General features: G+C 68.2%; 27 protein-coding genes. 8 read left to right on the top strand and 19 right to left on the bottom strand.

The window, feature by feature from the left end:
• Position 1 precedes the first annotated feature (1 nt).
• The 13 genes from AC5P53_RS00430 to AC5P53_RS00370 form a co-directional block, all read right to left on the bottom strand.
• Positions 2-772, bottom strand: a complete 771-nt coding sequence (locus AC5P53_RS00430) for a glycosyltransferase family 2 protein (protein WP_014648846.1) — start codon at positions 770-772, stop codon at positions 2-4.
• Positions 762-2,447, bottom strand: a complete 1,686-nt coding sequence (locus AC5P53_RS00425) for an ApeI family dehydratase (RefSeq protein ID WP_134809428.1) — start codon at positions 2,445-2,447, stop codon at positions 762-764. The genes AC5P53_RS00430 and AC5P53_RS00425 overlap by 11 nt, the downstream gene beginning before the upstream one ends.
• Positions 2,440-2,991, bottom strand: a complete 552-nt coding sequence (locus AC5P53_RS00420) for a COG4648 family protein (protein WP_046433259.1) — start codon at positions 2,989-2,991, stop codon at positions 2,440-2,442. The genes AC5P53_RS00425 and AC5P53_RS00420 overlap by 8 nt, the downstream gene beginning before the upstream one ends.
• A gap of 22 nt (positions 2,992-3,013) precedes the next feature.
• Positions 3,014-3,271 carry an acyl carrier protein gene (locus AC5P53_RS00415; protein WP_005411609.1) on the bottom strand — a complete coding sequence of 86 codons (258 nt, stop codon included), beginning with the start codon at positions 3,269-3,271 and terminating at the stop codon, positions 3,014-3,016.
• A gap of 17 nt (positions 3,272-3,288) precedes the next feature.
• Positions 3,289-3,546, bottom strand: coding sequence for a phosphopantetheine-binding protein (locus tag AC5P53_RS00410; RefSeq protein WP_005411610.1), 258 nt, complete (start codon positions 3,544-3,546; stop codon positions 3,289-3,291).
• Complete coding sequence (locus AC5P53_RS00405; protein ID WP_014038937.1) at positions 3,533-4,330, bottom strand: lysophospholipid acyltransferase family protein; 798 nt, start codon at positions 4,328-4,330, stop codon at positions 3,533-3,535. Before AC5P53_RS00405 ends, AC5P53_RS00410 begins: the two co-directional genes overlap by 14 nt.
• Positions 4,323-5,066, bottom strand: coding sequence for a beta-ketoacyl synthase chain length factor (locus AC5P53_RS00400; RefSeq protein WP_014648849.1), 744 nt, complete (start codon positions 5,064-5,066; stop codon positions 4,323-4,325). The genes AC5P53_RS00405 and AC5P53_RS00400 overlap by 8 nt, the downstream gene beginning before the upstream one ends.
• Positions 5,067-5,283: 217 nt before the next feature.
• Positions 5,284-6,297, bottom strand: coding sequence for a cytochrome d ubiquinol oxidase subunit II (gene cydB, locus AC5P53_RS00395; RefSeq protein WP_032960627.1), 1,014 nt, complete (start codon positions 6,295-6,297; stop codon positions 5,284-5,286).
• Between the two features lies 1 nt (position 6,298).
• Positions 6,299-7,696: a cytochrome ubiquinol oxidase subunit I gene (locus AC5P53_RS00390; RefSeq protein ID WP_495227043.1), complete on the bottom strand. Its 1,398-nt coding sequence runs from the start codon at positions 7,694-7,696 to the stop codon at positions 6,299-6,301.
• A 213-nt stretch (positions 7,697-7,909) separates the two neighbouring features.
• The gene (locus AC5P53_RS00385; protein ID WP_495227042.1) at positions 7,910-8,125 is read right to left on the bottom strand and encodes a hypothetical protein; all 216 of its coding nucleotides are present in this window, start codon (positions 8,123-8,125) and stop codon (positions 7,910-7,912) included.
• On the bottom strand, positions 8,122-8,775 hold the full coding sequence (locus AC5P53_RS00380; RefSeq protein ID WP_126411514.1) for an RNA polymerase sigma factor: 654 nt from the start codon (positions 8,773-8,775) through the stop codon (positions 8,122-8,124). The genes AC5P53_RS00385 and AC5P53_RS00380 overlap by 4 nt, the downstream gene beginning before the upstream one ends.
• A gap of 37 nt (positions 8,776-8,812) precedes the next feature.
• On the bottom strand, positions 8,813-9,142 hold the full coding sequence (locus AC5P53_RS00375) for a hypothetical protein (protein WP_005414880.1): 330 nt from the start codon (positions 9,140-9,142) through the stop codon (positions 8,813-8,815).
• A gap of 70 nt (positions 9,143-9,212) precedes the next feature.
• Positions 9,213-9,665: a hypothetical protein gene (locus AC5P53_RS00370; protein ID WP_014648854.1), complete on the bottom strand. Its 453-nt coding sequence runs from the start codon at positions 9,663-9,665 to the stop codon at positions 9,213-9,215.
• A 161-nt stretch (positions 9,666-9,826) separates the two neighbouring features.
• Between AC5P53_RS00370 and AC5P53_RS00365 the strand changes: the two genes are divergently transcribed.
• From AC5P53_RS00365 to AC5P53_RS00335, 7 genes are all read left to right on the top strand, one after another.
• Positions 9,827-12,196: a S9 family peptidase gene (locus AC5P53_RS00365; RefSeq protein ID WP_241887619.1), complete on the top strand. Its 2,370-nt coding sequence runs from the start codon at positions 9,827-9,829 to the stop codon at positions 12,194-12,196.
• Complete coding sequence (locus AC5P53_RS00360) at positions 12,193-12,612, top strand: NUDIX hydrolase (RefSeq protein ID WP_032960632.1); 420 nt, start codon at positions 12,193-12,195, stop codon at positions 12,610-12,612. The genes AC5P53_RS00365 and AC5P53_RS00360 overlap by 4 nt, the downstream gene beginning before the upstream one ends.
• A 30-nt stretch (positions 12,613-12,642) precedes the next feature.
• Positions 12,643-13,203, top strand: coding sequence for a hypothetical protein (locus AC5P53_RS00355; RefSeq protein ID WP_241887618.1), 561 nt, complete (start codon positions 12,643-12,645; stop codon positions 13,201-13,203).
• 34 nt (positions 13,204-13,237) lie between these two features.
• Positions 13,238-14,350: a hypothetical protein gene (locus AC5P53_RS00350; protein ID WP_241887617.1), complete on the top strand. Its 1,113-nt coding sequence runs from the start codon at positions 13,238-13,240 to the stop codon at positions 14,348-14,350.
• 37 nt (positions 14,351-14,387) lie between these two features.
• Entirely contained in the window at positions 14,388-16,001 is a 1,614-nt protein-coding gene (locus tag AC5P53_RS00345) for a hypothetical protein (RefSeq protein WP_241887616.1), read from the top strand.
• A gap of 53 nt (positions 16,002-16,054) precedes the next feature.
• Positions 16,055-16,951 carry an oxygen-dependent coproporphyrinogen oxidase gene (hemF, locus tag AC5P53_RS00340; protein WP_032960638.1) on the top strand — a complete coding sequence of 299 codons (897 nt, stop codon included), beginning with the start codon at positions 16,055-16,057 and terminating at the stop codon, positions 16,949-16,951.
• A 96-nt stretch (positions 16,952-17,047) separates the two neighbouring features.
• Positions 17,048-18,568, top strand: a complete 1,521-nt coding sequence (locus AC5P53_RS00335) for a hypothetical protein (RefSeq protein ID WP_241887615.1) — start codon at positions 17,048-17,050, stop codon at positions 18,566-18,568.
• A 44-nt stretch (positions 18,569-18,612) separates the two neighbouring features.
• Here the strand turns inward: AC5P53_RS00335 and AC5P53_RS00330 are convergent, their stop codons facing one another.
• Positions 18,613-19,092 (bottom strand): DUF421 domain-containing protein, encoded by a 480-nt coding sequence (locus AC5P53_RS00330; RefSeq protein ID WP_046433229.1) that lies wholly within the window; start codon positions 19,090-19,092, stop codon positions 18,613-18,615.
• 369 nt (positions 19,093-19,461) lie between these two features.
• Positions 19,462-22,236 carry a DNA polymerase I gene (gene polA / locus AC5P53_RS00325; RefSeq protein WP_241887614.1) on the bottom strand — a complete coding sequence of 925 codons (2,775 nt, stop codon included), beginning with the start codon at positions 22,234-22,236 and terminating at the stop codon, positions 19,462-19,464.
• A 98-nt stretch (positions 22,237-22,334) separates the two neighbouring features.
• Here polA and AC5P53_RS00320 point away from each other — a divergent pair, with 98 nt between their 5' ends.
• On the top strand, positions 22,335-22,619 hold the full coding sequence (locus AC5P53_RS00320) for a DUF2782 domain-containing protein (RefSeq protein WP_014038952.1): 285 nt from the start codon (positions 22,335-22,337) through the stop codon (positions 22,617-22,619).
• 171 nt (positions 22,620-22,790) lie between these two features.
• Here the strand turns inward: AC5P53_RS00320 and AC5P53_RS00315 are convergent, their stop codons facing one another.
• The 4 genes from AC5P53_RS00315 to uvrD all read right to left on the bottom strand — a co-directional run bounded on the left by AC5P53_RS00315 (position 22,791) and on the right by uvrD (position 26,840).
• Positions 22,791-23,237 (bottom strand): universal stress protein, encoded by a 447-nt coding sequence (locus AC5P53_RS00315; protein ID WP_005411629.1) that lies wholly within the window; start codon positions 23,235-23,237, stop codon positions 22,791-22,793.
• A gap of 301 nt (positions 23,238-23,538) precedes the next feature.
• A complete protein-coding gene (locus tag AC5P53_RS00310; RefSeq protein ID WP_241887613.1) occupies positions 23,539-24,093 on the bottom strand; it encodes a hypothetical protein in 555 nt (184 codons plus the stop codon).
• A gap of 106 nt (positions 24,094-24,199) precedes the next feature.
• The gene (locus tag AC5P53_RS00305) at positions 24,200-24,526 is read right to left on the bottom strand and encodes a low molecular weight protein tyrosine phosphatase family protein (RefSeq protein WP_032960648.1); all 327 of its coding nucleotides are present in this window, start codon (positions 24,524-24,526) and stop codon (positions 24,200-24,202) included.
• Positions 24,527-24,647: 121 nt separating this feature from the next.
• On the bottom strand, positions 24,648-26,840 hold the full coding sequence (uvrD, locus tag AC5P53_RS00300) for a DNA helicase II (protein ID WP_014648867.1): 2,193 nt from the start codon (positions 26,838-26,840) through the stop codon (positions 24,648-24,650).

Below are 26,840 nucleotides of genomic sequence, written 5' to 3'. Positions count from 1 at the left end.
CTCAGCGCTGCCCCCGCAGGCGGCGCCACAGCAGCCGCGGCGCACGCCAGAGCATGCCGAAGAACAGGCGGGTATGCATGCGGCTGATGCGCACGTTGTCGCGCCACACATCGAAGTGCGACACGCCATCGGATGGATAGGTCACACGCGTGGCCAGGTGCTCGACCGGCAACTGCCGCCAGTACAGCCGCACCATCACTTCGGTATCGAAATCCATGCGCCGGCCGATGGTCTCTTCACCGATCAGGCGCAGTACCGGCGGCAGCGGATACACGCGGAAGCCACACATGGTGTCGCGCAGGTGCAGCGACAGCGTGTTGATCCAGACCCAGATGTGGGTGGCGTAGCGGCCATACAGGCGCGCCTTGGGAACACTGGCGTCGTAAGCCGGAATGCCGCAGATCACCGCCTCGGGATGGGCGCGCGCGGCTTCGATGAAGCGTGGCAGGTCAGTGGTATCGTGCTGGCCGTCGGCATCGATCTGCAGCACGTGGCTGTAGCCACGCGCGCCGGCCTCGGCAAAGCCGGCCAGCATCGCCCCGCCCTTGCCCTGGTTGACGTCCAGGCGCAGCAGGTCGACGCCCTGGCGCTGTGCCAGAGCGCGCAGCACCGCCGCGCACCCATCGTGCGAACCATCGTCGACCAGCAGGCAGGGCAGTCCCGCAGCCTGCACGCCATCCACCACCGCCGCGATGGCGTGCTCGTGGTCGTAGACGGGGATCACCACCAGTGGCGCGAATGCGGCACCGGCAACGGCCGGATCAGTCCGCATCAGCGAAAACCACCCTGCCGCTGGCATGCACACCGTGGCTGGAGGTGTAGCGGAAGGCCAGCACGTTGCGTGCGGCATCCCAGTCCAGCTGCAGGGTCAACTCGTCACCGGGGCGGGCCACGTGCTGGAATTTCACCGCATCCATGCGCACGAACGCGCCCCGCATCACAAACGCCTGGCGGGCGAAGCGCACCGCCCAGTCCAGCTGCGCCACGCCGGGCAGGATTGCCGCCTGCGGGAAGTGGCCTTGGAACGGCCGCAGCGCCGGGTCCAGGGTCATGCGCAGGGTGGCGCTGGCGGCATCGCGGTGATCCCACGCCGGCACCGGCATCAACGGCTGGAACAGCGCCGCCAGCGCGGCCTGGGTCACCTTGCCCTGCGCATTGATCGGCAGCGCCTGCACCAGGCGCCAGCGACGCGGCCGGGTCACTGCGTCATGCGCATGCGCCAGGCGGGCGCCAAGGCGCTGGCCCAGCGCCCGCCGCGCAGCGTCGCCGCCCTCCAGCAGCGCCGGATCGGCCGGCACCACCACGGCGGCCAGCTGCTCGCGCTGCCCGGGCAGCACCAGCACGCGCGCGTCATCCACCTCGGCGTCTTCGCGCAGCGCGCGTTCCAGCGCATCCAGCGACACCCGGCGTTCCTCGATCTTGACGATGCGGTCGGCCCGGCCCAGCAGGCGGAAGCGGCCGTCGACCAGGGCTTCGACACGGTCCTGGGTGCGCCACCAACCGGGAGTGTCCAGGTGCGCCGAGGCCACCGCCAGGCAGCCATCGTCGATGCGCCACTGCACGCCCGGCAGCGGCTGCCACGGCGGCAGGTCGATGTCCCAGCGGCGCCAGGCGATGCCGCCGGTCTCGCTGCTGCCATAGACCTCGGTCGGGGCCACGCCCAGCCACTGCCGCACCTGCCGCGCTGCGTCTTCCGGCAGCGGACCACCGGAGGAGAACACCGCGCGCAGGCGGCCATGCAGGCTGGCCCAGTCGAGCTGCCCGGGCAGGCGCTTGAGGTGGGCCGGCGTCGCCACCAGCACCGTATCGGTACCGGCCAGCGCACCCACCAGGTCTTCGTGGAAGAACCGGCGCGGATGAATCAGGCGGCCGGCGGCCAGCGGCCACAGCACGCGGAACAGCAGCCCGTAGATGTGCTGGTGGGACACCGTGCCATGGACCTGCACACCCTCCATCTGCGCACCGAACGCGGCCTGCAGCGCCTCCACCTCGCGCGCCAGCTGGTCCAGGCGCTTGCCGATCGCACTGGGCTGGCCGGTGCTGCCGGAGGTGAACACGCACAGCTCGCAGGCGCGCTCGTCCAGCGCCTGCAGCTCATCGTCCAGCGCGGCGTCCAGCGCCACCAGCGAGCGGTAGTCGGCGGACACGTCGCCTGCGAAGCCGCTCACCTGCGGCTGCAGCGCCTGCAGCGTGGCTGGCAGGTTGTCGGCGGCCAGGAACACCCGCTTGCCGGCATGCCAGGCACCGAACAGCGCGGCGGCAAAGGCCACGGCATCATCGAAGTACAGGGCCCAGTCGCGGCCTTCGGCGGCCGCAAAGGCGGCGCGCCAGGCCAGTACGCGCTGGCGGAAGCCGGCATGGTCGATCACCTCGCCGTCGCACAGGCCGACGCTGCGCTGCGGCCGTGCCTCCAGCAGCAGCCGGTCCAGGGCAATCCACTCAGCCATGCGCGTGCGCCGCCTTCACCTGCCGCCGCACCAGCCACTCCCCTGCGAACAACACGCCCATCATCACGTACGCCAACAATCCGTTGTAGAGCATCCAGACCCGGTCCGACGCGTACAGCGCGGTCAGCAGGGCCAGGCTGCCGTTGAGAACGAAGAAGCCGCACCACACCTGGGTGACGCGGCGGGTATAGGCCACCGCGAACGGCGGCAGGTCCGGCTCCTGCAGCCGCGCCAGGCGCTCCACCAGCGGTGGCCCGAAGCGCAGGCTGGTGCCGAACACCGCCAGCATCACCACGTTGACCAGCGCCGGGTACAGCTTCAGCGGCAGGGCCTGGTTGAGCACGGTGGCCAGCACCGCCAGCAGGCCGGTGCCAGCGGCGGCGGCCCACCACAGCGGCTGTCGCGTGCTCAGTGCACGCAGCAGGGCCAGGGTGAACAGCAGCAGCGACAACCAGCGCGGCTCGAAACGGCCCATCGCCAGGTACACCAGCAGCGGGTAGGCAAGCGAAATCGCTGCCACCACGACGGTACGTGCGCGAGCCATGGCGAAGCCGCCGGCGCTGCGGTCAGGCGGCTGCCTGGTCCGGCAGCAGTCCATGCACGACATCGACGATGTCCTGCACGGTGCGCACGGCCTTGAACGCTTCCGGCTGCAGATTGCGGCCGAGCAGCGGCTTGAGCTGCACGATCAGGTCGACCGCATCGATGCTGTCGATGTCCAGGTCGTCGTACAGGCGGGCCTCGGGGGTGATCCGGGCGGTTTCGATCTCGAAGCTGTCGGTCAGGATGCTGACGATGCGTTCGAACAGTTCATTCTTGGTCATGGCAATTCCTGGCGCCGTTACGACTGGCGGGCGGCGACGAACTCGCCGAGCGCGCGCACGCTGGAGAAATGGCGACGGGTTTCTTCTGAATCGGCCGAGAGGCTGACACCGTACTTCTTCTGCAGCGCCAGGCCCAGTTCCAGCGCGTCGATCGAATCCAGGCCGAGGCCCTCGACGAACAGCGGCGCGGTCGGATCGATGTCCTCCGGCGTGATGTCCTCCAGCGAAAGGGAGGAAATGATCAATTCCTTGATCTCGTGCTCAAGTGCTTGCACGGGGCGGATCTCCAGACAGGTCGAAATAACGAGAAAGGTGCTCGGTGACGCGGCGTGCTGCCAAGGCATCCCCCCTTGGCGAGTCGTCATCGGCCAGGAAGGGCGCGATCGGGATATCTTCGCCGATCTGCAGCCGAACGTGAAAGCGACGTGAGGGGACACGATACCACTTCTGTCCCTTGGTCAACGTGGGCGGGGTGCAGGTGATCCGTACCGGGGTGATGTCCAGCCGGCCGCGGACGGCGATGTTGGCGGCCCCGCGCTGCAGCCGCGGCGGTTGGCCCGGCACGCTGCGGGTGCCCTCCGGGAAGATCACCAGGGTACCGCCGGCATGCACCGCCGCTACGCAGTCGTCGACCAGGCCGGCCCCGTCATCGTTGGCGATGTAGCCGGCCGCCCGCACCGGGCCGCGCATGAACGGGTTGCAGGCCACGGCCCGCTTCACCACGCAATCGGCGTTGGGCAGCAGCGAAATCAGGCAGACCACGTCGATCAGGGTCGGGTGATTGGCCAGAACCAGCAAACCGTCGCGCTGCAGGCGTTCCCCGCCCTCGATCTGGTAGGTCATCACCCCCAGCGCACGCATCAGGCGCAGGTGGCTGGCAAAGGCGACCTGGACCACGCGGCGGGCCCGGCGGCGGCGGACCACCGGGTCGCGCATCAGCAGCAACACCGGCATCACCAGCACGCCCAGCAGCAGGCCGCCCACGCCAAATGCGGCGAAGCTCAGGCCGGTGCCGAACACCCGCCAGGCATGATCGAGGCGGCGCAGCGCCTCAGCCACGGCGTCCCCAGCGCCAGCGCTGGCCCTGGGCCACGTGCTCCAGCGCCGGCGCGCCAGACAGCAGGAAGCGGTGCAGGTCCAGCGCGTGCGGCAGCGTGCCCGGGGCGGTGGCGGTGGCCTCCGGCGCCGCCTCCCATTGCAGCGAGAGCGTCGGCTGGCCCGCTGTCGGCGCGGTCAAACGCCAGCACCAGGCAAAGAACGGGTCGGGTTCGTCGGCAAACGTCGCGTAAATTTCAGGAAGCGGCGACTCATAGACCACCACCCGCACTTCGCGGGCACCATCGGCCAGCAGCCCGGCGGCCTCCAGGCAGGCGGTCTCGACCGTGGCCTGGCCGGCGGCCAGCGCCAGGTAGTTGCCGCGGTGGCCGCGGGCGATCGAGTACAGCGCCGCGATCGCGTTGTGCACCGACAGGCCGAACCCGGTGGGGGACAGGGGCTGATCGCTGGCCAGCGCCCCCAGCAGGTCCATCGAACGGGCCACGTCGCCGTGGCGGCTGGCGAACACCAGCGGCACCTGGCTGTCAGCGCCCTGCCCGTCCTCGCACCAGCAGGCAGCCTGGATCGCCATCCGGCCCAGCCGCTCGATGCGGCGGCGCTGCATCGCCGGGATCTCGGCCAACGCCGGGGTGTCTTCGCCCTGCGGCGGATACGGCGCATCGGCCCAGCCCAGCCACTGGCTACGCTCGCTCAGGCCGGGCGCCCAGGCGGCCCAGTCGACGATGGAGAATTCGATCATTTAGCGATGGTGCTTCAACGGGAGAACGATAGGCACGAGCCATTACGGCGACGCGCGGCGGCCCCCCATTCCTGCAGCCGTGCGTCCGTCCAGGACGTCGCCGGCTGCCCCCCTGGCCGCCGGAAAGGAGCGCACGCTAGCACGTCCTGCGCGGGGTGTGCAGGTTTCACATTCCCCAACGCGGGGGCCGGCACCGGCCGGCCCCGCATTCAAACGATCAGTGGTAACCGGTGTCGGCGTGCACCTTGCCGCGGAACACCCGGTACGACCACGCCGTGTAGCCGAGGATGACCGGCAGCAGAATGACCAGCCCGACCAGGGTGAAGCCCAGCGAGGAGGCCGGCGCGGCGGCCTGCCACAGGGTCATCGACGGCGGCAGCAGGTAGGGCCACATGCCCAGCACCAGGCCAAGGAAGCCGAGCACGAACAGGGCCAGGCTGAGCAGGAACGGCGGCAGGTCGCGGCGCGGATGGGTCGCGCTGCGCCACAGCGCGGCCGCCACCGCCAGGGTCAGCAGCGGGACCGGCGACAGCCACCAGAAGTTGCCGTCGCTGAACCAGCGGTCCATCAACCGCGAATCGAGGAACGGCAGCCAGCTGCTCACCAGGCCCATCGCCGCGATCACCGCCACCACCAGCGGGCGGGTCATCTGCCGCGCCAGCGCCTGCACGCGCCCTTCCGTCTTCAGGATCAGCCAGGTGCTGCCCAGCAGCGCATAGCCGGCCACCAGCGCGGCACCGGTCAGCATCGCAAACGGGCTGAACCAGGCGAACGCGCCGCCCTGGTAGGCACCGTCCACCAGCGGGATGCCCTGCACCAGCGTGCCCAGGATCACGCCCTGGGCAAAGGTGGCCAGCAGCGAGCCCAGGCCGAACCCCACGCTCCACAGGCGGCGCGAACGATGTGCCTTGAAGCGGAACTCGAACGCCACGCCGCGGAACACCAGCGCCACCACCAGCAGCAGCACCGGCAGGTACAGCGCCGACAACAGCACCGCATAGGCCTTCGGGAACGCCGCCAGCAGCCCGGCGCCGCCCAGTACCAGCCAGGTCTCGTTGCCGTCCCAGATCGGCGCGGCGGTGTTCATCATCAGGTCCAGCTGTTCCTCGTCCTCGGCGAACGGGGCCAGGATGCCGATGCCGAGCACGAAGCCGTCCAGCACCACATACATCAGCACGCCGAAGCCGATCACCGCGAACCACGCCACCGGCAGCCAGGTCATCAGGTCCATGTCAGCGGTCCTCCAGGGGTTCGTCGGCCGCCGACAGCGGGCGTGCCGGCGTATGGCTGCCATGGTCCAGCGACGGCCCCTCGGCATACGGCTGCGGCCCGTGGCGCAGGATCTTCACCAGGTACCAGATACCCCAGCCGAACACGAAGGCATAGCCAACCACGTAGACGCCCAGCGACAGCGCGGTCATCCACGCACTCTGCGGGCCCACCGCATCAGCGGTGCGCAGTACGCCATACACCACCCACGGCTGGCGACCCATCTCGGTAACGAACCAACCCGACAGCAGCGCGATGAAACCGCTGGGCAGCATCCAGTTCCATCCGCGCAGCAGCCACGGTGAATCCAGCAGCTTCCTGCGCCACAGCTGGAACGCTGACACCCAGGCCAACAGCAGCATCAGCGTGCCCAGCCCGACCATGATGCGGAAGGCGAAGAACACCGGCGTCACCGGCGGCCGCTCGCTGGCCGGTACCGAGGTCAGCGGGTCGAAGGTGCCGTCCAGGCTGTGGGTGAGGATCACGCTGCCCAGCTTCGGGATGGCCACTTCGAAATCGTTGCGCTCTTCCTTCTCGTTCGGCAGCGCGAACACCACCAGCGGCACGCCCTCGCCTTCCTCGGTTTCATGCCAGTGCGCTTCCATCGCCGCGATCTTCATCGGCTGGTGCTTGAGCGTGTTCAGGCCATGCATGTCGCCGACGAAGATCTGCACCGGCACGGTCAATGCCGCGAATGCAACGGCGGCGATCAGCATGCGCCGCCCCGCTTCCACGTGCGTGCCCCTGCGCAGGTACCACGCACCGACGCCACCAATCACGAAACAGGTGGTGATGAACGAGCCCAGCGCCATGTGCGCCAGGCGGTACGGGAACGAGGGGTTGAACACCACCTGCCACCAGTCCACCGCATGCACGATGCCGTTGACCATCTCGTAGCCGGCAGGCGTATGCAGCCAGCTGTTGGACGACAGGATCCAGAACGTGGAGAACAACGTGCCCAGCGCCACCATGCAGGTGGACAGGAAATGCAGGCGCGGCGAGACCCGGCCCCAGCCGAACATCATCACGCCGAGGAAGCTGGCTTCCAGGAAGAACGCGGTCAGCACCTCGTAGGTCAGCAACGGGCCGATGACCGTACCGGCCACCTCGCTCAGCCGCGGCCAGTTGGTGCCGAACTGGAACGCCATGACGATGCCGCTGACCACGCCCATGCCGAACGACACCGCGAAGATCTTCTGCCAGAAGAAATACAGCTCGCGCCACACGGGCAACTTCGTGCGCAGCCAGCGCCATTCGATGAAGGCCAGCCAGCTGGCCGTGCCGATGGTGAAGGCCGGGAACAGCACGTGGAAACTGATGACGAATCCGAACTGGATCCGGGACAACAACAACGCGTCCAAGGGACGCCTCCTGCCTGTGACCGGTGGGATACCGGACCACTTTAGGAGGATTTCGTTAAGGTAGGATGCGACCGGGTGACGCGCTGCTTCACTTTGTCGCAGGGGTCAACCGTTCTGGTAGCTGCCAGCCTTGGTTGGCACACACGCCCAAACGCCGACCCAGGTCGGCATCTACCAACGGCGACTGGAACGGCCCACCGCCCGGAGGGCGCCTCAGAGCCAGAAATACCAGGCTGCTGCAGCCAGCAGCGCGCCAAACAACACCACCTGCACCACCACATAGCCCACGCCACCGTCGCGCGACTCAGCGGCAATGCGCTTCTGCAGCGCCTCGCTCACATCCGGCGTTGCTTCCTGCTGCGCCTGCTCGCGCAACGCCTGTGCCAGCACGCGCGCTTCCGCATCGCGAGGATCGGTGGGTGGGTTCACAGCAGCTCTCCGGCAGTGGCATGCCGCGTCAGTTCCTGCTTCAGGACCTGGCGCGCGCGGTGCAGGTGGCTCTTGATGGTACCGCGTGCCAGTCCGGTCACCTGCTCGATCTCGGCCAGATCGAAATCCTCCAGGTAATGCAGGCCGACGATCAGGCGCTGCGGCGCGCTCAGCCGTTCCAGTGCCGCGCCGAGCTGGCGCCCGGCCTGCAGCGCCTCGCTCAACTCGGCGGGCCCGGGGCCTTCATCGCCGATCCCCAGTTCCTCCGGCACCTCCACCGCCACCATCCATTGCGCCTCCAGCCGCCGCCGGCGCAGGTGCTGTAGTGCAGTGGTGTAGGCCACCCGCGAAACCCAGGTACGCAACGAAGATTCAAAGCGGAACCGGTGCAGCTGGCGGAACACGGCCAGGAAGGTTTCCTGCAGCAGGTCAGCCACCTGGTCGCGGTCGCCCACCATGCGTCCGATCACATGCGCGCAGGTGCGCTGGTGGGTCTCCACCAGCTGCGCGAAGGCCGACTGTGAGCCATCGATGATGGCCCGCACCAGGGCCTGGTCCGCGTCCAGCGCTTTGGGGGGAGCCGCCGTCGCCGCCGTATCCTCGCGGCGACGGCCCCGCAGTGCCGACAGCGCTTCGCCGAGCAGGCTCATGCGCGGGGCGCCCCCTGTGCCCGTGGCATGCGCCGGCTCAGCCCTTGCGTGCGGCAGGACGGGTGAAGTGCCAGGCCAGCAGCTGGCCCAGGCCGGCACTGCCGACCAGCGCGGCAGCGGCACCGAAGGTCAGGTCACGCGCACCGATGGCCTCCAGCAGGGCCATGGCCAGGGCCAGGCAGACCAGGCTGATGCCCCAGCGCAACGCCCCCTGGCGGCGCCGCTCTTCTTCCAGCACGGCCAGCGAGCGGATCACTTCCTCCGGCACGTGCGGGGCCACCAGCTTGCTGCGCGCGCGCGCATCGGCAATGGCATGGATCGCGTAGGCGATGCAGATGAAGAGGGTGATCGGGATCAGTTCCTGCATGGTCGGGCTCCTGTTCGATGGATGATGCGGGTTCAGGAGAATGGATGCGCGACCACGGCAACCGGTTGCACTAGCTGCCTGCCACCTCGTCGCTGGCGCCGGGCGTGTCCGCCGGGTCCGGGAAATAGGTCTCCACCTGGAAACCCAGCTGCAGGTCCGCCAACAGTCGCAGCAACTGCTGATCCAGCACAAAACCCGCCCATGCGGTCTTTCCAAAGATGCCGACACGCACGCCGATCGAAGCCCCCTCCTGCAGCAGTTCCCCGATCACATCGGCGCGTGCCCGCAGGAGATCGACCAACGCCGGCCAGGCATCCATCAGCCAGCCGTCCTTGCCCCTCTCCAGTACGAACACCACGCGGGTCTCCGCATGCCCGCTGATCAGGCTGCCGTCGCGATCCCGGTATCCGGTTCCGACGTCTCGGGAAAACGCCGGTTCCAGATCCAGCCGGGCGGCAATCCCGGCGCCGGCCTCTGTTGGGTGCTGCACGCGCAGCGAGATCCTGTAGTCGTAGCAGTACATATCGGTTCCATCCGAACGGAATGGCCATCATGCCGCACACGCCGTCGCAGCGACCTGGAGGGGGCCATTTTGCCGATTCCGCTGCCATGACCTGTGGCCCCTGCCCCGGGCCCGTGCGGCTGCTACGCTTGCCCGGTTTCCTCTACTGGTGCCGTCCGCCCATGTCCCGAGTGCTGCCCCTGTCCCTCCTGCTGTCGGCCGTGCTGGCCGCACCGGCTGCGCATGCCGCGCCGACGCCGATCACCATCGAACAGGCCATGGCCGACCCGGACTGGATCGGTCCGCCGGTCGAGAAGGCCTGGTGGTCGTGGAACAGCCAGCAGGTGGAGTACCAGCTCAAGCGCAACGGCAGCCCGGTACGCGATACCTTCCGCCAGCCGGTGGCCGGTGGCGTGGCCGCGCAGGTGGCCGATGACCAGCGCGGCACCCTGGACGTGGCCGAGCCGGTCTATGACCGCAGCCGCAGCCGCAGCGCCTTCGTCCGCAATGGCGATGTGTTCGTGCGCGACCTGCGCAGCGGCGCACTGACCCAGCTGACCCGCAGCAACGAGCGCGCGGGCAACGTGAACTTCGCTGCCGACAACGGCGTGATCTGGCGCGTCGGCCAGAACTGGTTCCACTGGACCGCCGCCAGCGGCGTGCAGCAGGTGGCCAGCCTGAAGGCCGAGAAGGACCCGCGTACGCCGCCGAAGGCCGACGTGCTGCGCGACCAGCAGCTGCGCACGCTGGAAACCCTGCGCCGCGACCGCGACCAGCGCGAAGCATTGAAGGACCAGGACCAGCGCTGGCGCCAGGCCGACCCGACCCGCGCACCGGGCCCGGTGTACCTGGGCGCCGACGTCGAGATCGGTGACAGCGTGCTGTCGCCGGACCTGACCCACCTGATCGTGGTGACCAAGCCGAAGGACTTCGACGACGGCCGCACCAGCAAGATGCCGCTGTACGTGACCGAGTCGGGCTACGAGGAAACCGAGGACACCCGCACCCGCGTCGGCCGCAACGGCTTCGAGCCACACACCCTGTGGTACGTGGACGTGCGCACCGGCAAGGCCGAGAAAGTCTCGCTGTCCAGCCTGCCGGGCATCAGCACCGACCCGCTGGCCGAGCTGCGCCGCAAGGCCGGCAAGGATGCGCTGAAGGGCGAGCGCAGCGTGCAGGTGATGAGCGACTTCATGGGCGGCGGCATCCGCTGGAGCGCCGACGGCCAGCAGGCCGCGGTGATGCTGCGTGCCAACGACAACAAGGACCGCTGGATCATCAGCGTCAACGCCGCCGACGGCCGCGTGCAGAACCGCCACCGCCTGACCGACAACGCCTGGATCAACTGGGGCTTCAACGATTTCGGCTGGATGGCCGATGGCCGCACGCTGTGGCTGCTGTCCGAGGAATCGGGCTTCTCGCACCTGTACACCCAGGCCGGCACCGCCAAGCCGCAGGCGCTGACCAGCGGCAAGTGGGAAACCTCGGCACCGGTGCCGTCGGCCGATGGCAAGGGCTTCTATTTCCTGTGCAACCAGCAGGCGCCGCATGACTACGAAGTCTGCGCGGTCGACACCGGCAACCGCCAGGTGCGCGAGCTGACCAGCCTCAATGGCGTGGAGGATTTCTCGCTGTCGCCGGACGGCCAGCAGCTGCTGGTGCGCTACTCCGGTGCCTACCTGCCGCCGCAGCTGGCGGTGCTGCCCAGCACCGGCGGCCAGGCACGCGTGCTGACCGATACCCGCACCGCCGACTACAAGGCACGCCAGTGGATCCAGCCGAAGCTGGTCGCGGTACCGTCCAGGCACGGTGCGGGCGTGGTCTGGGCCAAGTACTACGAGCCGGAAAACAAGGAACCGGGGAAGAAGTACCCGATCGTGATGTTCGTGCACGGCGCCGGCTACCTGCAGAACGTGCACCAGCGCTACCCGGCCTACTTCCGCGAGCAGATGTTCCACAACCTGCTGGTGCAGAAGGGCTACATCGTGCTGGACATGGATTACCGCGGCAGCGAGGGCTACGGCCGCGACTGGCGCACGGCCATCTACCGCAACATGGGCCACCCGGAACTGGAAGACTACAAGGACGGCCTGGACTGGCTGGTCGACACCCAGCAGGGCGACCGTGACCACGCCGGCATCTACGGCGGCTCCTACGGCGGCTTCATGACCTTCATGGCGCTGTTCCGTTCGCCGGGCACGTTCAAGGCCGGCGCCGCGCTGCGCCCGGTGGTCGACTGGCACAACTACAACCACGGCTACACCAGCAACATCCTCAACACCCCGGACATCGATCCGGAGGCGTACCGCGTGTCCTCGCCGATCGAGTACGCGCAGAACCTGCAGGACAACCTGCTGATCGCCCACGGCATGATGGATGACAACGTGTTCTTCCAGGACTCCGTGAACCTGACCCAGCGCCTGATCGAACTGCACAAGGACAACTGGTCGATCGCACCGTACCCGCTGGAACGCCACGGCTACGTGCGTGCCGATTCCTGGCTGGACCAGTACAAGCGCATCCTCAAGCTGTTCGAGCAGAACCTGAAGTGAGCAACGCCGCGGCCATGATCCGGATCGTGGCCGCGGTCATCCTGGATGACCGCGGCCGGGCGCTGCTGGTGCGCAAGCACGGTGCCCGCCGCTTCATCCAGCCCGGTGGCAAGCCCGAACCCGGCGAAGCACCGCTGCAGGCGCTGGCCCGCGAACTGCACGAGGAACTGGGCGTGCAGCTGTGCACCGGTGCCGCCATCGCACTGGGCACGTTCGAGGACTGGGCGGTGAACGAGCCCGGCCACCGCGTGCAGGCCCAGGCCTGGTGGGTGCAGGTGGACGGTACGCCGCAGGCGTGCGCCGAAATTGCCGAACTGGCCTGGGTGCCGCTGCAACCACCGCATGGCCTGCCCTTGGCACCCTTGAGCGAACACCATATCCTGCCGGCGGTCGCCACCCGGGTGACGGCCCGCTGAGCAGGCGGGCGCCGACTGCAAGGACATCGGATGTCAATGTCGATCCCGTCGATCCCCTCGCTGCCTTCCCCGGCCTATCACGCCTGGGTGCGTCCTGTCGCACAGGCCTCGTTCTGGCTGTCACTGGTGCTGACGATCTACTTCGTGCTGCAGGGACTGGTGCTGTGGCCGTTGCACAACCTCGCGCTGTGGCGCCTGGTGGAAAGCGAAGTGCAGCACCAGCAGCTGCACAGCCTGATCTGGCTGCTGGCGCACCCGGTAGCCGCATCGATGGTCGTCGCGCTGTTGTGCCTGGCCTCGACCGTATCCAGCTGGGGCCTGCTGCGCGAACGGCGCTGGGGCCTGTGGAGCTTCGTGGTACTGCTGCTGCTGAGTGGCCTGACCAACTTCGCGGCCGCCTGGTGGCTGGACCTGTTCATGGGCGACTTCATTCCGCTGCTGGCCAATGACCCGGCCCTGCTGCAGGAGCTGCATCTGAAACGCTGGCTGATCACGCTGACCGTGGTCGGCATGTCGTTCGTGCTTCTCGGCCTGCAGGGCTGGCTGGCCTGGCGCCTGCTGCGGCCGGATGTGCGCTCGCGCTTCCACTGAGTTCTACCGATCCCCGTTCGACAAGGACTGTCGCATGCGCTTGCTGATGCTTCTTCCCGCACTGCTGTTCGCCGCGCTGCCTGCCAGCGCCGACGCGTTGCAGTGTGGCGAATACCGCAGCGCCGATGGCGGCACGGCGCTCGTGTTCACCACCTCCAGCAGCGGCTACCGCCACAACGACATCCGTGAACGGGAGCCGCTATGGGTCGATCGCAGTGCGGCGCAGACCCGGTTGGTCATGCTCGACGATGGCGTGGCGCAACCGATCCGGATCAGCGCCGATGGGCACCGCATCGAGGACGACGTGGTGACCTACACGCTGAGCCACTCCCGCGCCTGCGCCATCGAACCCAGCGTGATGGACGGCAGCTGTCGCGCCGCCGGCAGCCACTGCATCGCGCAGCTGCCCACGGCCTCACCCGGCCAGGCCCTGCGCGCGTGCAATGAAGGCGTTGGCGCAGGCTGCTCGACGCTGCTGCGACAACTGCGCGAGAACAGCGCAGCAGTAGCCAATGACACCGGCCCGGCCCGCTTCGAGCGCCCGGGCATCTGCCGCGAACCCACACCTGGGCATGATCCGGAGGCCTGCGAGACGCAAACCAGTGATGCGCTGGCTGCCGCCATGCAGCAATTGGGCGAACGTCTGCAACAGGTAGACGAAGACGCGCTGGATTCGCCGCTTCCGGGCGCTGCACGTGATCGTCTGCAGCAGCTGTGCCTGCAACACCGTGGTGGTCGCTTCTGTACCGAGGTTGCCGAGCAGCAGTTGATCGCGCTGGAACCCGCGCTGGCCGTGCAGGCGCTGCAGGTGGTCTGCGATGCTGGGCGCGCCAGTGCCTGCGAACGTATTGCGCCATTGCGTGAACTCGGCACCGATCTACGCCTCGTGCCTCTCCAGCAAGTGCCCTGTGGCCGCTATCAGGCCAATGGCGGCGCGATCGACAGGCTCGACTTCGGCGATGGCACGCGCGGCCGACTGGATGACGGCGCCATCCACCTTCAGCAGGACGGCGAAACCCTTGTCCTGCGCCAGCTGGGCAACGGCGACCTGCTTGGCATGGATACGCAGACCGGTTACCAGCGCTACCAGCCGGTGCCCGGCACGGCACAATGCACGCCCCCGCGCGAGGGCCGTGATTCGCCGTAGCGCCTGGAGTTTCCCGTTCGATCGTCAAGGAGACGACATGCATTCACCCGCACCGCGCCGCCGCTGGCTGGCCTGGGCGCTGCTGCTGGCCGCGCCGATGGCCGCCGCACAGTCACCGCAATGCGGCCTGTTCAAGGCCGACGAAGGCAGCAGCACGCTGCGCATCAGCTCACCGAACCGCGGCGAGCAGAAGCACTTCGGCAGTGCGCCGTCTCCGGTCGCGTTCCAGCAGATCGACGGAAAGCTGCAACTGGTGAACCTGGAGTACGGCCTGCCCAGCGCGTTGCAGGTGCGCGATCGTGGCCGCACGGTCGAGGTGGATGGCACGGTCTACATCCTGCAGGCCCCCGCACAGTGCGCCGCCGCAGCCAGGCCGGCTGAAGGCAGCTGCCTGGCCGATGCGGCGGCGTGCCTGGACAACCGCCGTGAAGCGCCCCCGGCCGCGCTGGAAGCAGGGTGCCGGGAAGGCGTGCCCGGCATGTGCCTGCAGCTGGCCGATCGCTGGCATGACGAGGCCAGGGCGCCGGCCACGCCGGATGAGGCGCAGCAACAGGCCATCCTCGATACCGCACTGGCCGGCATCGAACTGCCTGTGCCGTGCCGGAATGGCGGCTTCAGCAACGAGACACCGGCCTGTGCAGCGGCGCTGGAAGCGGATCCGGCGCTGCAGGAGCAGATCGTCAAGGCCGCGATGGGTGCGGCGATGGTCGAAGCCGTGAGCTCCGTGCTGTCACCCTCCACGCCGGTGGTGGTGCCGGCCGCGCAGCGCCAGCAGCTGTTGCAGTTGTGCCAGCAGGTCGGCCATGGCGGCTTCTGCAGCCGCGTGGCCGAGCTCTCGTGGGAATCCGGCGACCCCTTGCAGGCGGTGCAGGCACTGACCACAGCGTGCGCGCCCGGTAAGGAAAGCGCCGCCTGCGAGCGCCTGCCTGCATTGCAGGCGCTGGGCGCCTCGTTGCGGCCGCAGCCGGCTACGGCGCTGCCCTGCGGCACCTTCCGCGCCGCAGGTGGCCTGATGGATACGCTGGACTTCGGCGATGCAGGACGGGTCGGCATCGGCTGGGACAGCCAACTGCGTGCTCGTGTCGAAGACGGCGACATCCGCATCCGCCACGACAAGGGCGGCGACTTCGTGCTGCGGCCGTTGCCCGGGGGCCAGCTGCTGGGCCTGGACACGTGGACACGCTTCCAGGTGTTCGTGCCGACCGGCGAGGGCGCGAGCACCTGCAGCCCGCCGAAACACTACACGGTGCTGCCGCTGCCTCAGGACTGCCCGCAGGCGCTGGCCAGCGGCGGTGCCGAAGCCTGCTGCGCGCAGGGTAAGCTGCAGGGCTGCAACATTCTTGGCAACCGTCTTGCGCTGTCCGGCCAGTGGCGGCAGGCGGCAGAGCACTACACCACCGTGTGCCGTGCCGGCGTGCGCGAGGGCTGCGAAAACCTGGTCGCAGCGCAGGGCCGCAGCAGCGACATCGACGCCCATGCGACGCTGGAGCGGCTGTGTGCCGCCGACCGCAGCGGCCGCCACGTCGCCTGCGACGTGCTGGACACCGGAAACTGGAGCGCCCTGGAGCTGGGCCGTGTCCTGCAGGAGGCGGTGGACGAAGCGACGGCCGAGGACACTCCGGCACCGCGCGCTTCCAACCGCAAGCGATGAGCCGGCCAAGGCCTGCCCGCAGCTTCGGGCGGGCCCTGCGGTAAAGTAGCGCCATGAACGAATTCGAGCGCGTGCGCACCTACCTCACCGACCTGCAGGACCGCATCTGTGCGGCGATCGAGGCCGTCGATGGCCAGGCCCGCTTCCAGGAAGACCTGTGGCAGCGGGCCGAGGGCGGTGGCGGGCGTACCCGCGTGCTGCGCGACGGCGCGGTGTTCGAGCAGGCCGGCATCGGCTTCTCCGATGTGGCCGGCAGCCGCCTGCCGCCGTCGGCCTCGGCCAACCGCCCGGAACTGGCCGGCGCCTCCTGGCGCGCCACCGGCGTGTCGCTGGTGTTCCACCCGCTCAATCCCTACGTGCCGACCACCCATGCCAACGTGCGCTTCTTCCAGGCGCAGCGCGACGGCGAAGTGGTGGCCAGCTGGTTCGGCGGCGGCTTCGACCTGACTCCGTTCTACCCGTTCGACGAGGACGTGCAGCATTGGCACCGGGTCGCACGCAACCTGTGCACGCCGTTCGGCGACGAGCGCTATGCCGCGCACAAGCGCTGGTGCGATGAATACTTCTTCCTGCGCCACCGCAATGAAACGCGCGGCGTCGGCGGCCTGTTCTTCGATGACCTGCACGGCGATTTCGAGCGCGATTTCGCTTATCTGCGTGCGGTCGGTGATGGCTTCCTCGACGCCTACCTGCCGATCGTGCAGCAGCGCAAGGACGCCGCATATGGCGAGCGCGAACGCGAGTTCCAGCTGTACCGCCGCGGCCGCTACGTGGAGTTCAACCTGGTCTACGACCGCGGCACCCTGTTCGGGCTGCAGAGCGGTGGCCGCAGCGAAAGCATCCTGATGAGCCTGCCGCCGCGGGTGCGCTGGGAGTACGGCTTCACCCCGGAAGCGGGCAGCGCCGAGGCGCGCCTGGCCGACTACCTGGTGCCACGCGACTGGCTCTGATCGTCCGGCGCCACGCCTGATCCGTGGCGCCTTCTTACGCCTGTGGTGCGCCCCGCGCCGGACAGGCCCTGCACTGCCTCCTTCAAGGATGACCCCATGCCTGCTGCTGTTCCCTTCCGCCCCCGCGCCGCGGGCTGGCGCTCCCTGCTGTTGCTTGCATTGGCCTCGGCCAGCCTGCCGGCCGCCGCGCAATCGATGGCCTGCGGCACCTACAAGGACGTCGACGGCAACACCACGCTGACCATCGAAAGTGAAGGCCATGGTTTCCTGTCCGGCCCCTACCAAGCCACCGAGCAGCTGCGCATCGCCCGCCAGGAGGACGTGCTCGGCACCGGCAACCTGTCCACCGGCCGCCTGGAAAACTGGTACTTCTCGGACAACGATCGCACGATCAGCACCCCCTATCGCGAATTCACCCGCGAGCACACCGCCGCCTGCAAGACGATGCCGGAGCCCATCGAGGGCGGCTGCGTAATGAACACCTCCGAGTGCCTGGAGGCGTTGCCGGAAGCCGAACCGCTGAAGCTGCATGCCTGGTGCGCCGAAGGCGTGGGCGCGGCCTGCATGCAGCTGCTGGAGACCTACCAGCGGCAGGCCAAGGACGCAGCGCCGGCGCCTGCACGTTCCGAGCCGCCGATGCCGGAGATCTGCAAGGAGGATTCGGCGTCGTTCAATGCCGAGGGCTGCAGGGCGATCGCCGAGGTGGTCGGCGCCGAGATGATGGGCAAGGCCGTGCTCGGCCTGCAGCATTCGAACGACCCTGTCTTGCCGTCCGCGCAGCTCGATGAACTGGCCGCACTGTGCCGGCAGCAGCACGGCGAGGCGTTCTGCGCCGACGTTGCCGAGGCGCTGTGGAGTGGTGGGCGCCTGTTGCAGGCCCATGAGGCGCTGCAGCTGTCGTGCGCCCAGCGCGCGGAGGGCGTGGCCTGCGGCCGCGCCGAGGCGCTTGCCCGACTGGCCTCGGTACCGGCCGCTGCACTGGCCCCGGTGCCGGCTTCCGCGCTGCCCTGTGGGAGCTATGAAGCGGAGTACGGCGTGCTCTCGCAGCTGCGCTTCCTCGATGGTGGCCTGGTGGAAGCCGGGGGCCGCGACCAGCGCCTGCGCGCGAGCCTGCAGGACGGGCGCATCCTCATCCATCGCGACGTCGGCAGCGACTTCGTACTGCAGCCGCTGAAGAACGGAAACCTGGCCAGCGTCGACGGCGGCAACCGCTTCGCCTACTACGAGCGCAAGCCGGGCTCAGGCAATGCCAGCTGCGCACCGCCGGTGGCCTTCGTGGAGATCCCCCTGCCGCTGGACTGCCCGACCCTGGACCGCAAGGACGGCGCCAAGGCCTGCTGCACCGATGGCAAGCTGCTGGGCTGCAAGGTTGCCGGCGAGGCACTGTTCAAAAACGAACAATGGGCCGCAGCGCTGTCCTACTTCCAGACGCTGTGCAGCGCGGGTGTGCGCGAAGGTTGCCTGGCAATGGCCGCGGTGTATGCGCATACCGCGGATCCGAAGATTCCGCAGGCCATGGCGGCGATCTGCGCGAAGGACGGCAAGGGCACCCACGTCGCCTGCGATGTGGACGCGACGCGCAACTGGCCGGCGCTGAAGGCTGAAGTCGCTCCCTGAGGCCAGGCACCTGTTGAGCCGGGCATGGGCCCGGCGCTACGAGGTCAGGTGCTCTTCCGCGCGATGATCGTGATGTGCCCGGTCGTCTCCAGCAAGGCGATCTGCACGTCCTCGATCTGCAGCCCGCCCTGTTGGCGCAGCGCGGCATCGAAATCGGCCCGGCTGATCAGTTCGCGGCGGAGAACGCCCTCCAACAGCCGGCCATCACGCGCGATCACGGTGGGCTCTCCTTCGATCATCCGCTCCATGCGCCGATTCCGGGTGGTCAACCAGCCCACCCCGTAGTTCAGCACGATCAGGGTGGCCGCCAGCAACAGGCCACCGCCCAGCGAGGTGTCGGTGCCCAGCAGCGCGTTCTGCACCGCGTTGCCCAGCAGCACGATCAGCAGCACGTCGAAAGGCGTGATCTGCCCCAGAGCCCGCTTGCCGCCCAGCCGGACCATGCCCAGCACCACGACATAGACCACCACCGCGCGCAGGATGAATTCCCACCACGGCATGGCCAGGGCGAACAGGTCGGGCATGGTCTTCCCCTGCGGAACGGTGGCCCAGCCTAGCATCTGGGGTCAGATCCCTTTGCCCGGCGGGCAAAGGGATCTGACCCCCAGTGTGTGTTCCGTTGGCGCAAATAAAAAGCCCCGCTGACCAGGGGGAGGTCAACGGGGCCGGGGAACGGGCACTTGGGGAGGAGTCCCCGTTCCGAGATCTGCTCCAGGGGATGGGAGAGATCCACAACAGGCGTTGCGCCTGTCGGGAGTTATAGAAGCACTTCGAACACTAACGGTTCGTGAAGGGGCCCCATTTAATGAATTTCAATAGGGGCAACATTCATGGTCGAGTCAGAAACACCCGACTCATGAACAAATTCACGTCGTTTTCGGCCTGAAACACCGTCAGTGCGCTTCGTCCCAGTTGTTGCCGACGCCCGTGTCGACCACCAGTGGCACCCGCAGTTTGGCCGCTTGCGACATGCGCTCCACCACCTGCAAACGCAGGTCCTCGACGAAACTGCTTTCGGTTTCGAACACCAGTTCATCGTGCACCTGCAGGATCATCCGTGCCGGCGCCCCGCTGTCACGCAGCCACTGGTCCACATCCACCATCGCGCGCTTGATGATGTCGGCGGCAGTGCCCTGCATCGGCGCGTTGATCGCCGCGCGTTCAGCACCGGCACGCAGGCCCTGGTTGCGGGCGTGGATGTCGTTCAGGTACAGGCGACGGCCGAACAGGGTTTCCACGTAGCCCTGGTCACGGGCCTGCTGGCGCATCCGCTCCATGAAGTCGCGCACGCCCGGGTAGCGGCTGAAGTACAGCGCCACGTAGTCCTGCGCCTGGCCACGGTCGATGCCCAGGTTGCGGGCCAGGCCGAAGGCGCTCATGCCGTACATCAGGCCGAAGTTGATGGCCTTGGCGGCGCGGCGCTCGTTCGGGGTCACTTCCTCCAGCGTGCGCCCGAACACCTCGGCGGCGGTGGCACGGTGTACGTCGGCGCCCTGCTCGAAGGCACGCACCAGGCCCGGGTCCTCGGACAGGTGGGCCATGATCCGCAGTTCGATCTGCGAATAGTCGGCCGCCAGCAGCTGGAAGCCTTCCGGGGCGATGAACGCGCGGCGGATGCGGCGGCCGTCCTCGGTGCGGATCGGGATGTTCTGCAGGTTCGGGTCCGACGAGGACAGGCGGCCGGTGGCGGCACCGGACTGGTGGTAGCTGGTATGCACCCGGCCGGTGTCCGGGTTGACCATCTCCGGCAGCTTGTCGGTGTAGGTGCTGCGCAGCTTGGCCAACCCACGGTAGTCCAGGATGACCCGCGGCAGCTCATGCTGGTCGGCAATCGCCTCCAGCGCCTCTTCGTTGGTGCTGGGCTGGCCCTTCGGGGTCTTCACCACCGCCGGCAGCTTCAGCTCGTCGAACAGCACCGCCTGCAGCTGCTTGGGCGAATCCAGGTTGAAGCTGCGCCCGGCCAGCTCGGTGGCCTTCTGCTGCGCGGCCAGCATGCGCGAGGACAGGTCCTGGCTCTGCCGGCGGAGTTCGTCGGTGTCGATCCGCACGCCATTGGCTTCAATGCTGGCCAGCACCGGCACCAGCGGCATCTCGATGTTGCGGTACACGCTGTCCAGCGCCGGCTCGGCCAGCAGCTGCGGCTGCAATGCGTGGTGCAGGCGCAGGGTGATGTCGGCGTCCTCGGCGGCGTAGCGGCTGGCTTCGTCGATGCCCACCTGCGAGAACGGGATCTGCTTGGCGCCCTTGCCGGCCACGTCCTCGAACTTGATGGTGCTGTAGCCCAGGTAACGCAGCGCCAGCGAATCCATGTCGTGGCGGGTGGCGGTGGAATTGAGCACGAAGCTCTCGAGCATGGTGTCGTCGTGGTAGCCCTGCACCGCCACGCCGTGGCGGCGCAGCACATGCAGGTCGTACTTGCCATGCTGGCCCAGCTTCTTCTTCGCCGGGTCCTGCAGCGCCGGGCGCAGTGCGTCCAGCACCTGCTGCATGGGCAGCTGGGCCGGCGCACCCGGGTAATCGTGGCCGACCGGAATGTACGCCGCCCTGCCCGGCTCGACGGCCAGGCTGATGCCCACCAGGCGCGCGCGCATCGCGTCCAGCGCATCGGTCTCGGTATCGAAGCTGATCAGGTCGGCCTGCTGCAGGCGTTCGACCCAGGCCTGCAGCTGCTCGGCGGTCAGCACGGTCTCGTATTCACCCGGCGCGGACAGTGCCGGATCCAGCGTGCCGGCGGCGGGCGCCTCGACGCTGCCACGAGCGAAGCCGGCCGCAGTGCCACGCAGGCTCGGGGTCGCCTCGCTAGCGGCCACCGGTGCCGGCACCGGCGCGCCCAGCTCCTTCAGCGCCTGGGTGAAGCCATAGCGCGCATACAGCTCGGTCAGCTCCGGCACATCCTGCTCGCGCAGGGCCAGCGTGGTCGGGCTGGCGTCCAGCTGCACGTCGGTACGGATGGTCACCAGCTCGCGGTTCAGCGGCAGCCGCTCCAGTGCGGCACGCAGGTTCTCGCCGATCTTGCCCTTCATGGCCGGCGCGGCCGCCATCACGCCGTCCAGGTGCTGGTACTCGGCCAGCCACTTGGCGGCGGTCTTCGGCCCGCACTTCTCCACGCCCGGCACGTTGTCGACCGCGTCGCCCATCAGCGCCAGCAGGTCGATGATCTGGTCGGCGCGCACGCCGAACTTCTCCATCACCGCCGCATCCGAATCCATGCGGCTGCCGGTCATGGTGTTGACCAGTTCGATGCCCGGGCGCACCAGCTGGGCGAAGTCCTTGTCGCCGGTGGAAATGGTCACCTTCAGGTCCTGCGCCAGGCCCTGAAGGGCCAGCGTGCCGATCACATCGTCGGCTTCCACGCCGGGGACGCGCAGGATGCTGATGCCCAGCGCTTCGACGATGCGGCACATCGGCTCGACCTGGCTGCGCAGCTCATCGGGCATCGGCGGGCGGTTGGCCTTGTACTGCTCGTACAGATCGTCGCGGAAGGTCTTGCCCGGCGCGTCGACCACGAACGCCACGTAGGCCGGGCGCTCCTTCAGCGTCGAGCGCAGCATGTTGACCACGCCGAACAGCGCGCCGGTGGGTTCACCCTGTGCATTGGACAGGGGCGGCAGCGCGTGGAACGCGCGGTACAGGTAACTGGACCCGTCGATCAGGACTAATCTGCTCATGCGCCGATTCTACGCGCCCGTGCCTGCACCGCGGCGACACGGCCCGTATACCGCGATGGGGCATAATCAGGGCTCTTTCCAGGCAAAGGCCCCCGCCGATGAAGACCCTGATGCTCGCTTCCCTGCTTCTGCTCGCTGGCTGCGCCAGCATGGGTGGCGCAGGCGCTCCCCCGGTGGACGTCAAGGGCGCGGATGTATCCAAGCGCACCATGGACAACGGTGACACCATCGAGGAATACCGCGTGTCCGGCCAGCTGCGCATGGTCAAGGTGACCCCGTCGCGCGGCGCCCCGTTCTACATGTACGACAAGAACGGCGACGGCCGCATGGACAACGACAAGGACGGCGTGTCGCCGGTCTACTGGAAGCTGTACAGCTGGTGATGTGACCCGGGTTGTGACCGGGGTCGGATCCCTTTCCACAGGAAAGGGCTCTGACCCCCCTCGAAGCCACCGGCACGGCCCCGATCCCCCCACAAAAAAACAACGCCGGCGCGCATCCTGCGGCCGGCGTCGGGTCCCCTCCCCGGGAACGCTTGAATCAGCGGGTATGGATCAGCGGATGACCAGCACCGGCAGCGTGCTGCGCGCCAGCACCTCGGCGGTCTGGCTGCCCAGCAGCACACGGGTCACGCCACGGCGGCCGTGCGAGGTCATCACGATCAGGTCGCTGTTGCGCTCGCCGGCGGTCTCGATGATGCCGTCGGCCGCATAGCGGTCCAGCACGTGCACCGGGTTGGCGGTGATGCCCTGCTCGGCGGCCTTGGCCAGCGCCGGCTGCAGCACCTTCTGCGCCCCTTCCTCGCGGTCGGCCTTGTACTCGGGGCTGTTCATGTAGCCCACGCTCCAGCCCATGGCGTCGTACATGCCGACGGCCCACGGCTCGGAAACAGTGACGATATCGACCTCGGCGTTGAGGTCCTTGGCCAGCTCCAAGCCCTTGGCCAGGCCCTTGTCGGCCAGTTCGGACCCGTCAGTGGCAATCAGGATGCGCTTGTACATGGTGGGGCTCCGTGGCGGTCTGCCGGATGGGAACGACACCATTGCACACCGTATGTGCAGGCGGCGCCTTGAGCAGGATCAATCCGGCGCCGCGCAGCGGCGTGTGCGCACCGTCACGTGGTCCGGGGGACAGGCTCGGCCCGCCCTCTTCTGTAGAGCCGAGCCCGTGCTCGGCTGCTTCTGGCGGGAAAAGTAGCCGAGCATGGGCTATGCCGGTCGTCCTGACCGGCACCCTTCGGGCCGTCGCAAGCGACGTTGGCAGCGGCTCCTGCCGCTACCTTCGGCTCTACAACAACGTCGCTCAGGCGATCTGCACCACGCGCGCGTTCTGGCACAGCGGGTAGCTGGCCACGAACTCGTCAATCGCATCGCGCATCGCCTCGAACGATTGGCCGTACATGTACAGCGCGGTCTCGGTCGGGCCCTGCCACCAGCTGCAGATCTCGCCCAGGCCGTCGATGTTCCCGGACAGCTGCTCGAACACGTGGTTGGAATCGCACTGTTCGTAGACCTCGTCCGGCAGGTTCAGGCCATCCAGGTAGATGCCCAGGCCTTCGGTCACGCCGAAGCTGCGATCGGCCTCGCCTGCGCCCTGTATCTGCGAACCCTTCGGTGCACCCAGCTGCTCCAGCAGGTCGATCAGCTTCGGCACGCCCGCGGCATCGACCAGTGCCACTTCGATATCGCCGTATTCGACCTCACCCAGGTCGGACATCGCGGTGCCGCCGCCGGTCAGCTCGCCCACCTGGGCCGCCTGCAGCAGCGCGTCGAGCGGATCCTCGAACAGTTCGTGGCGGTGCTCCGGCTGCAGCCGGGCGTTCAACTTCACGGTGACGTGCAGCGTGGGTTTGGTCATGGGGGCGTTCCTGGAAGAAGTGCCACCTATTGTAGAGCCGAGCCCATGCTCGGCTGCTTCTGGCCGGAAAAGCAGCCGAGCATGGGCTCGGCTCTACAACAGCCTGTCAACGCAGGAACGGCGTGACCTTGCGCTTCAGCAGTTCCACCAGCACCGGGTCCATGTACTCGTAGTCATCCGGAATATCCAGGCAGATCACCCGCTTGCCGTTCAACCAGGCCTTGTAGCGGCTGGACAGCCGGTTGCGGTGGGCGCGCTCCATCACGAACACGATATCGGCCCACTGCAGCAGCTCGGGGCTGAGCACTTCCTCGGCGTCGGCCAGCAGCCCGGCCGAGGCGGTCTCGATGCCCGGCCAATCGGCGAATACCTGCTCGGCCGTCGGGCTGCGCAGGCGATTCTGGCTGCAGAGGAAGAGCACATTGCGGGTCATGAGCGCAGCCTAATGGGGGCAGAGCCCTTTTCCAACGGAAAAGGCTCCGGCCCCAACCACGTGCATTCCGCGATGGGGTCAGAGCCCTCCCTGCGGGAGGAATCCGACCCCTCGACGGCGATCAGATCACCGTCAGGTTGGCGTAGGCCATCACCAGCCACTTGCTGCCGGCATCAGCAAACTCGACCTGCACGCGGGCGTGCGCGCCGCTGCCTTCGTAGTCGGTCACCATGCCTTCGCCGAACTTGGGATGGGTGACCAGCGCGCCGAGCTTGACCGGCGGCGCCTCGATCGAGGCATGGCCCATCACCCGGCTGGCGCCCATCGAAGCCGGGCGCGAGACCTGCACCTTCGGGCGCACTTCGTGCAGCAGTTCGCGCGGAATCTCGCGCAGGAAGCGTGACGGCAGGCTGTAGTTGTCCTGGCCGTGGATGCGGCGCGATTCGGCATAGCTCAGCACCAGCTTCTGGCGCGCGCGGGTGATGCCGACATAGGCCAGGCGGCGCTCTTCTTCCAGCCGCCCGCTTTCCTCCAGCGAGCGTGCGCTGGGGAACAGGCCTTCTTCCAGGCCGGCCAGGAACACCAGCGGGAATTCCAGGCCCTTGGCCGAGTGCAGGGTCATCAGCTGCACGCCCTCTTCGCCTGCCTGCGCCTGGCCCTCACCGGCCTCCAGCGCGGCATAGGCCAGGAACGCGACCAGCTCGTCCATGTCCTCGCCCACTTCCTCGATGTCGTCGGCCCGGCGCACGAAGCGCGAGGCCACCGAGACCAGTTCGTCGAGGTTGTCGGTGCGCGACTCCGAGTCCAGCGCATTGCGGCTTTCCTTGCTCCAGTGCTCGCGCAGCTGCGAGCGGGCCAGCACGTGGTCCACGCGCTCGGCCAGGGTCATGTGCACGGTCTGCGCCTGCAGCTCGTTGACCAGCCCCAGGAAGCCGGCCAGCGCATTGCGCGCGCGTGCGGCCAGCGCGTTGCCCTGGGTGACCAGCATCGTTGCTTCCCACAGCGAGATACCCTGCGCGCGTGCCTCGCGGCGCACTTCGTCCAGCGTGCGGTCGCCGATGCCCCGGGTGGGCGTGTTGACCGCGCGCTCGAACGCGGCGTCATCGTTGCGGTTGGACAGCAGGCGCAGGTAGGCCAGCGCGTCCTTGATTTCGGCACGCTCGAAGAAGCGCATGCCGCCATACACGCGGTAGGGCACCTGCTCGCTCAGCAGCGCTTCTTCCAGCGCGCGCGACTGCGCGTTGCTGCGGTAGAGCACGGCCACTTCGGTATAGCTGCCACCGTCGCGCACCCACTGGCGGGCACGCTCGACGATGTAGCGTGCCTCGTCCATCTCGTTGTACGCGGCGTACAGGTCGATCGGCTCGCCGTCACCGCTGTCGGTCCACAACTGCTTGCCGATGCGATCCGGGTTGTGCGCGATCACCGCGTTGGCAGCGCCGAGGATGTTGGCGGTGGAGCGGTAGTTCTGCTCCAGGCGGATGGTCTGCGCGCCCGGGAAATCGCGCAGGAAGCCCTGCACGTTCTCGACCTTGGCACCGCGCCAGCCGTAGATGGCCTGGTCGTCGTCGCCGACCACGAACACGTGGCCGGAATCGCCGGCCAGCACGCGCACGAAGGCGTACTGGATGGCATTGGTGTCCTGGAACTCGTCCACCAGGATCTCGCGGAAGCGGGCGCGGTAGTGCGACAGCAGCGCCGGGTTGTCGCGCAGCAGTTCGTGCGCGCGCAGCAGCAGCTCGGCGAAGTCGACCAGGCCGGCGCGGTCGCAACGCGCCTGGTACTCGATGTAGGCCTGGCGCATGGTCTCCAGCCACGCGTCGTGCGGTTCGGGCTGGATGTGCTGCGGGCGGCGGCCCTCGTCCTTCTGCGCGTTGATCCACCACGCGATCTGCTTGGGCGGGTACTTGCCGTCGTCCAGCTCCAGCGCCTGCACCACGCGCTTGACCAGCCGCAGCTGGTCGTCCGAATCCATCACCTGGAAGCCTTCGGGCAGCTTCGCGTCCTGCCAGTGCAGGCGCAGCAGGCGGTTGGCCAGGCCGTGGAAGGTACCGATCCACATGCCACGGCTGCCATGGGGCAGCTGTGCGTCGATGCGGTGGCGCATTTCGCCGGCCGCCTTGTTGGTGAAAGTCACCGCGAAAATGCCGTGGGTCGGCACGCCGTCGACTTCATGCAGCCAGGCGATGCGGTGGGTGAGTACGCGGGTCTTGCCGGAACCGGCACCGGCCAGCACCAGGTGGTGGCCGGGGGGAGCGGAGACGGCTTCGCGCTGGGCCGGGTTCAGGCCATCAAGCAGGTGGGAGACATCCAT

This window comes from Stenotrophomonas sp. YJH_SMC_82 (assembly GCF_059368875.1).
The sequence above is the reverse complement of the archived record's forward strand: the minus strand, read 5'-3'. Positions and strand labels throughout refer to the sequence as shown.

What these genes read in the sequence shown, in the direction of transcription:
- AC5P53_RS00430 (WP_014648846.1), bottom strand. Translation starts at nt 772, where the DNA reads ATGCGGACTGATCCGGCCGTTGCCGGTGCCGCATTCGCGCCACTGGTG.
- AC5P53_RS00425 (WP_134809428.1), bottom strand. Translation starts at nt 2,447, where the DNA reads ATGGCTGAGTGGATTGCCCTGGACCGGCTGCTGCTGGAGGCACGGCCG.
- AC5P53_RS00420 (WP_046433259.1), bottom strand. Translation starts at nt 2,991, where the DNA reads ATGGCTCGCGCACGTACCGTCGTGGTGGCAGCGATTTCGCTTGCCTAC.
- AC5P53_RS00415 (WP_005411609.1), bottom strand. Translation starts at nt 3,271, where the DNA reads ATGACCAAGAATGAACTGTTCGAACGCATCGTCAGCATCCTGACCGAC.
- AC5P53_RS00400 (WP_014648849.1), bottom strand. Translation starts at nt 5,066, where the DNA reads ATGATCGAATTCTCCATCGTCGACTGGGCCGCCTGGGCGCCCGGCCTG.
- cydB (WP_032960627.1), bottom strand. Translation starts at nt 6,297, where the DNA reads ATGGACCTGATGACCTGGCTGCCGGTGGCGTGGTTCGCGGTGATCGGC.
- AC5P53_RS00380 (WP_126411514.1), bottom strand. Translation starts at nt 8,775, where the DNA reads ATGAGCCTGCTCGGCGAAGCGCTGTCGGCACTGCGGGGCCGTCGCCGC.
- AC5P53_RS00375 (WP_005414880.1), bottom strand. Translation starts at nt 9,142, where the DNA reads ATGCAGGAACTGATCCCGATCACCCTCTTCATCTGCATCGCCTACGCG.
- AC5P53_RS00370 (WP_014648854.1), bottom strand. Translation starts at nt 9,665, where the DNA reads ATGTACTGCTACGACTACAGGATCTCGCTGCGCGTGCAGCACCCAACA.
- AC5P53_RS00365 (WP_241887619.1), top strand. Translation starts at nt 9,827, where the DNA reads ATGTCCCGAGTGCTGCCCCTGTCCCTCCTGCTGTCGGCCGTGCTGGCC.
- AC5P53_RS00355 (WP_241887618.1), top strand. Translation starts at nt 12,643, where the DNA reads ATGTCAATGTCGATCCCGTCGATCCCCTCGCTGCCTTCCCCGGCCTAT.
- AC5P53_RS00350 (WP_241887617.1), top strand. Translation starts at nt 13,238, where the DNA reads ATGCGCTTGCTGATGCTTCTTCCCGCACTGCTGTTCGCCGCGCTGCCT.
- AC5P53_RS00345 (WP_241887616.1), top strand. Translation starts at nt 14,388, where the DNA reads ATGCATTCACCCGCACCGCGCCGCCGCTGGCTGGCCTGGGCGCTGCTG.
- hemF (WP_032960638.1), top strand. Translation starts at nt 16,055, where the DNA reads ATGAACGAATTCGAGCGCGTGCGCACCTACCTCACCGACCTGCAGGAC.
- AC5P53_RS00335 (WP_241887615.1), top strand. Translation starts at nt 17,048, where the DNA reads ATGCCTGCTGCTGTTCCCTTCCGCCCCCGCGCCGCGGGCTGGCGCTCC.
- AC5P53_RS00330 (WP_046433229.1), bottom strand. Translation starts at nt 19,092, where the DNA reads ATGCCCGACCTGTTCGCCCTGGCCATGCCGTGGTGGGAATTCATCCTG.
- polA (WP_241887614.1), bottom strand. Translation starts at nt 22,236, where the DNA reads ATGAGCAGATTAGTCCTGATCGACGGGTCCAGTTACCTGTACCGCGCG.
- AC5P53_RS00320 (WP_014038952.1), top strand. Translation starts at nt 22,335, where the DNA reads ATGAAGACCCTGATGCTCGCTTCCCTGCTTCTGCTCGCTGGCTGCGCC.
- AC5P53_RS00315 (WP_005411629.1), bottom strand. Translation starts at nt 23,237, where the DNA reads ATGTACAAGCGCATCCTGATTGCCACTGACGGGTCCGAACTGGCCGAC.
- AC5P53_RS00310 (WP_241887613.1), bottom strand. Translation starts at nt 24,093, where the DNA reads ATGACCAAACCCACGCTGCACGTCACCGTGAAGTTGAACGCCCGGCTG.
- AC5P53_RS00305 (WP_032960648.1), bottom strand. Translation starts at nt 24,526, where the DNA reads ATGACCCGCAATGTGCTCTTCCTCTGCAGCCAGAATCGCCTGCGCAGC.
- uvrD (WP_014648867.1), bottom strand. Translation starts at nt 26,840, where the DNA reads ATGGATGTCTCCCACCTGCTTGATGGCCTGAACCCGGCCCAGCGCGAA.